The sequence below is a fragment of the Rhizobacter sp. P1_G5 genome (assembly GCF_056405435.1).
On the sequence record NZ_JBFUCB010000394.1, the window covers coordinates 1 to 5,738 of the forward strand.

Genomic DNA, 5,738 nt, shown 5'->3' on the forward strand with positions numbered 1-5,738 from the left:
GCCATGCGCCCAGGCGTAGTACACGCCCAGGCACGCGCAGGTGGCCAGGCTGCGCCAGAACGTCACCTCGAAGCTGCGCGCCGATTCGAGCTGGCGCGTCACCACGCCGGCGATGCTCCACATCAGCGTGACGAGCAGCATGCCCGCCACCGCCCGACCATGGGTCATGTCACTCGCTGCGGGAAGCACGCTTGCGATCGTGCTCCTTGAGGTGGCGCTTGCGCASGCGGATCGACTTCGGCGTGATCTCRACCAGCTCGTCGTCSKCGATGAACTCGACGCCGTACTCCAGCGTCAGGATGATCGGCGGCGTGATCTTGATCGCGTCTTCCTTGCCCSACACGCGGAAGTTGGTCAGCTGCTTCGCACGCACCGCGTTGACGATCAGGTCGTTGTCGCGGCTGTGGATGCCGACGATCATGCCTTCATACACCGGGTCGCCCGGCTTCACGAACATGCGGCCGCGGTCGTCCAGCTTGCCCAGCGCGTAGGTCACGATCTCGCCGTCGTCCTGGCTGATCAGCACGCCGTTCTTGCGGCCTTCGATCTCGCCCTTGTAGGCCTCGTAGCCGTCGAAGATGTTGCTGATCAGGCCGGTGCCGCGCGTCAGGTTCAGGAACTCGTTCTGGAAGCCGATCAGGCCGCGCGCCGGGATCTTGTACTCGAGGCGCACGCGGCCCATGCCGTCCGGCTCCATGTTGACGAGCTCGCCCTTGCGCTCGCCCATCGCCTGCATCACGGCACCCTGGTGCTGGTCTTCGACGTCGGCCGTCACCATCTCGATCGGCTCATGGCGCTCGCCGTCGACCTCCTTGAACACCACGCGCGGCTTGCTGACGGCCAGCTCGTAGCCTTCGCGGCGCATGGTTTCCAGCAGGATGGTCAGGTGCAGTTCGCCGCGGCCCGACACCTCGAAGATGCCGTCTTCGTCGGTTTCCTTGACCTTCAGCGCCACGTTGCTCTGCAGCTCGCGCTGCAGGCGGTCCCAGATCTGGCGGCTGGTGACGAATTTGCCTTCGCGGCCGGCCAGCGGCGAGTTGTTGACGCAGAAATTCATCGTCAGCGTCGGCTCGTCGACCTTCAGCATCGGCAGCGGCTTCGGGTCTTCGATGCTGGTCAGCGTGACGCCGATGCCGATGTCCTCGATGCCGTTGATCAGCACGATGTCGCCGGGGCCGGCTTCAGTGGCTTGCTGGCGCTCCAGGCCCTCGAACTTCAGCACCTGGTTGACGCGGGCGTTGAACGGCGTGCTGTCCGGGCCGCTGAACACGGCCACGTTCTGCATCGGCTTCAGCGTGCCCTGGTTGACCCGGCCGATGCCGATGCGGCCGACGTAGGTGGAGTAATCCAGCGAGCAGATCTGCAGCTGCAGCGGGCCGGCCGGGTCGCCCTCGTGCGCCGGCACGTGTTGCAGGATCGCATCGAACAGCGGCGCCAGGTCGGTGCCGGTCTCGCCGGTGGTGAGCGTGGCCCAGCCGTTCAGGCCCGAGGCGTAGATCACCGGGAAGTCGAGCTGCTCTTCGGTCGCGCCGAGCTTGTCGAACAGCTCGAAGGTCGCGTTGATCACGTAGTCGATGCGCGAACCGGGGCGGTCGACCTTGTTGACGACGACGATCGGCTTSAGGCCSAGSGCCAGCGCCTTCTTGGTCACGAAGCGSGTCTGSGGCATSGGGCCTTCSWSCGCATCRAYSAGCAGCASCACGCYGTCGACCATSGACAGCRCGCGCTCSACYTCRCCGCCGAAGTCSGCGTGSCCSGGGGTGTCGACGATGTTGAYGTGCGTGCCCTTCCACTCCACCGCGCAGTTCTTCGCGAGGATGGTGATGCCGCGTTCCTTTTCGAGGTCGTTGCTGTCCATCACCCGTTCGGTGACCTTCTCGTTCTGGCGGAAGGTGCCGCTCTGGCGAAGCAGCTGGTCCACCAGCGTGGTCTTGCCATGGTCCACGTGGGCGATGATGGCGATGTTGCGGATCTGTCGGGTCATGACGTGCTCTCTGCGTTCAAGGTGTCTTCAGGAGGCCTTGCACCTCCACCGGGCTCAAGAGCCTCGTCGAAATCAGTTCTCCGGCGTCGACCCGGCCGCTGCCGAGGAACGCACGGGGGTCGGGGCCGTACACGCGGACCTGCTCCGCGTCTGCCAGCGGCAGGCGGCGGCGCAGGCCGCTCAGGAAACGTCCGGCATCTTCGTCGCCGAGGCGCACCACCGGCCAGTCGGCCAGCAAGGCATCGGCGTCGAGCAGCGCGGCTTCGCGCTGCGCTTCGTCCATCCCGGCCAGCTGCTCCAGCGTGAGCGCCTGGCCGAGCGTCAGCCCGCCGGTCTCGGTGCGGCGCAGCGCGGCCAGGTGGGCACCGCAGCCGAGCGCCTCGCCGATGTCTTCTGCCAGCGTGCGGATGTAGGTGCCCTTGGAGCAGCGCACGTCCAGCGTCCAGCGTCCGTCGGCTCCGGCAGTGTCATCCTCGACGATGGCAATGCGATGAATCGTCACCGCACGCGCCTCGCGCTCGACCTCGATGCCGGCGCGCGCGTATTCGTACAAGGCCTTGCCGTCGCGCTTCAGCGCCGAGTGCATCGGCGGCACCTGGCGGATCGGGCCGGTGAAGCGCTCGATCGCCGCCTGCAGCTGCGCGCGCGTCACGTTCACCTCGCGCTGCAGCAGCACCTCGCCCTCGGCATCGGCCGTGGTGGTCGTGGTGCCCAGCTGCAGCGTGGCGCGGTAGGTCTTGTCGGCGTCGAGGCTGACCTGCGAGAACTTGGTGGCCGCGCCGAAGCACAGCGGCAGCAGCCCGGTCGCCAGCGGATCCAGCGTGCCGGTGTGGCCGGCCTTCTCGGCGCGGTACAGGCGCTTGGCTTTCTGCAAGGCGTCGTTGCTCGACAGGCCGAGCGGCTTGTCGAGCAACAGCACGCCATGGACGGCGCGCCGCGGGATGCGCGGGCGAGTGGCTTGCACCGGTCAGTCTTCCTTGGCCTGCGTCGAATTGGCCTGCTGGATCAGCGCGCTCAATTCGGCCGCCCGCTCGGTGGTGCGGTCGAAGTGGAAATGCAGCGTCGGCACGGTGTGGATCTGCAGGCGCTTGAAGAGGCCGTTGCGCAGGAAACCGGCGGCCTCGTTCAAGGCCTCCTCGCATTCCTTCACATCGCCCACCAGCAGCGAGAAGAACACCTTCGCGTGCGCATAGTCGGGCGTGACTTCCACCGCCTGCAGCGTCACCATGCCGATGCGCGGATCCTTCAGGTCGCGGATCAGCTCGGCCAGGTCGCGCTGGATCTGGTCGGCGATGCGGAAACCGCGGTTCGGGATGGCTCGTTTGTGTCGCATGTTCAAGGCTCCTGCTGGTTCGGGCGGGGCTCTTTCAAACACAAACCCCGCCGTCTTTCGGAGGGCGGGGTTTGGGGGAGAGACCCACTCCGCTTTACAGCGTTCGTGCCACTTCCTTCACCTCGAAGAACTCCAACTGGTCGCCCTCGGCGATGTCGTTGTAGTTCTTCAGCTTGATACCGCACTCGAAGCCTTCCTTGACCTCGCGCACGTCGTCCYTCAGGCGGCGCACCGACTCGACTTCGCCGGTGTAGACCACCACGTTCTCGCGCAGCAGGCGGAAGCGCGCGTTGCGGCGCACCACACCCGAGGTGACCATCGAGCCGGCCACCGTGCCGATCTTCGAAGCGACGAACACCGTGCGGATCTCTGCGGTGCCGATCACCTCTTCGCGCTGCTCCGGCGCCAGCATGCCGGTCATCGCCTTCTTCACGTCGTCGACCGCGTCGTAGATGATGTTGTAGTAGCGCAGGTCGACGCCGTTGCCTTCGGCCAGCTTGCGCGCACCGGCATCGGCACGCACGTTGAAGCCGATGATGACGGCCTTCGATGCGATCGCGAGGTTGATGTCGCTCTCGCTGATGCCGCCCACCGCCGCGTGCACGATCTGCACCTTGACCTCGGCCGTGCTCAGCTTGAGCAGCGACTGGGCCAGCGCTTCCTGCGAACCCTGCACATCGGCCTTGATGATCAGCGCCAGCGTCTGCGCTTCGCCCTGGCCCATGTTCTCGAACATGTTCTCGAGCTTGGCGGCCTGCTGCTTGGCCAGCTTCACGTCGCGGTACTTGCCCGAGCGGAAGGTCGCGATTTCGCGTGCACGGCGCTCGTCGGCCAGCACCATGAACTCGTCGCCGGCTTGCGGCACTTCGGTCAGGCCCTGGATCTCGACCGGCAACGACGGTCCGGCTTCGGTCGCCGGCTTGCCGTTCTCGTCCAGCATGGCGCGCACGCGGCCGTAGCTCGATCCGGCCAGCACCACGTCGCCGCGCTTCAGCGTGCCCGACTGCACCAGCACCGTCGCGACCGGGCCGCGGCCCTTGTCGAGTTGCGCTTCGATCACCAGGCCCTTGGCCGGAGCGTCCTTCGGTGCCTTCAGTTCCAGCACCTCAGCCTGCAGCAGCACTTGCTCGAGCAGCTGGTCGATGCCCATCCCGGTCTTGGCCGACACCGGCACGAACGGCGAATCGCCACCGAAGTCTTCCGGCACGACCTGCTCGGCCACCAGCTCCGACTTCAAGCGCTCGACGTTGGCCTCGGGCTTGTCCATCTTGTTCATCGCGACCACGATCGGCACCCCGGCCGCCTTGGCGTGCGCGATGGCTTCCTTGGTCTGCGGCATCACGCCGTCGTCGGCCGCCACCACCAGGATGACGATGTCGGTCGCCTTGGCACCGCGTGCACGCATCGCCGTGAAGGCCGCGTGACCCGGGGTGTCCAGGAAGGTGATCATGCCGCGCGGCGTGTCGACGTGATAGGCGCCGATGTGCTGCGTGATGCCACCCGCTTCACCCGCGGCAACGCGGGCACGGCGGATGTAGTCGAGCAGCGAGGTCTTGCCATGGTCGACGTGACCCATGACGGTGACAACCGGTGCACGCGGCAGTTCTTCGTGCACCGCCTCGGCCGCCGAATCCTCGAGGAAGGCTTCCGGGTCGTCCAGCTTCGCGGCGAACGCCTTGTGGCCCATTTCCTCGACGAGGATCATGGCCGTTTCCTGGTCCAGCTGCTGGTTGATGGTGACCATCTGGCCCAGCTTCATCAGCTGCTTGATGACCTCGGACGCCTTCACCGACATCTTGTGCGCGAGGTCGGCGACGCTGATGGTCTCCGGCACGTGCACTTCCTGGATCTGCTGCTCGGGCGGCGCGACGAAGCCGCTGCCCTGCCCGTCGTTGCGGTCGCCACGGCGGCCGCCACGCGGTGCACGCCAGCCCGGACGGGCCGCGGAATCGTTGCGGGTCTTCAGCGCGCGCTTCTTCGCGGCGTCATCGGCCCAGCTCGACGACAGCTTCTCGGACTTGACGGACTTCTTGTCGCCCGGCTTGTCGCCCGGCTTCGCGGCGGCCGTGGTGGTCGCAGCGCCCGGCGCGGCGGCCGGCTTGTGGATCGTGCCCTTGATGCCTTCCTTGCCGGCTTCCGGCTTCGGCGGCTCTTCCGGCTTCTTGGCCGTCAGCACCTTCTTCGGCGCGTTCATCATCGCGCGGATCGCGGCGGCTTCGTCCTCGGCGGCCTTGCGGCGCTTGGCCAGGTCGGCGGCGCGCTGCTTCTCTTCGTCGACGACGTCGGCGGCCTTGATCACGCGCAGTGCGGGCTTCGGGGGCTCGACCGGGGCCACGGGGGCGGCAGCAACGACGGGTGCCGCCGTGGGTGCCGGAGCAGCCTTGGCAGCGCTCGCCGCGGCCTTCGCGGCCGGGGCAGGCG

4 protein-coding genes and 1 pseudogene are annotated in these 5,738 nt (G+C 67.2%); all 5 read right to left on the reverse strand.

The window, feature by feature from the left end; translation table 11 throughout:
* Positions 1-168: pseudogene (locus tag AC1D12_RS22730) on the reverse strand (permease); the annotation flags it as partial.
* A 1-nt stretch (position 169) separates the two neighbouring features.
* Positions 170-1,984, reverse strand: coding sequence for a translational GTPase TypA (typA, locus tag AC1D12_RS22735; RefSeq protein ID WP_477843025.1), 1,815 nt, complete (start codon positions 1,982-1,984; stop codon positions 170-172).
* A 16-nt stretch (positions 1,985-2,000) separates the two neighbouring features.
* Positions 2,001-2,948, reverse strand: a complete 948-nt coding sequence (gene truB, locus AC1D12_RS22740) for a tRNA pseudouridine(55) synthase TruB (protein ID WP_477843027.1) — start codon at positions 2,946-2,948, stop codon at positions 2,001-2,003.
* A 3-nt stretch (positions 2,949-2,951) separates the two neighbouring features.
* Positions 2,952-3,317, reverse strand: coding sequence for a 30S ribosome-binding factor RbfA (rbfA, locus tag AC1D12_RS22745; RefSeq protein ID WP_047512900.1), 366 nt, complete (start codon positions 3,315-3,317; stop codon positions 2,952-2,954).
* A gap of 94 nt (positions 3,318-3,411) precedes the next feature.
* Positions 3,412-5,738 (reverse strand): translation initiation factor IF-2 (gene infB, locus AC1D12_RS22750; RefSeq protein ID WP_477843029.1); only part of this gene is annotated, 2,327 nt, incomplete at its 5' end.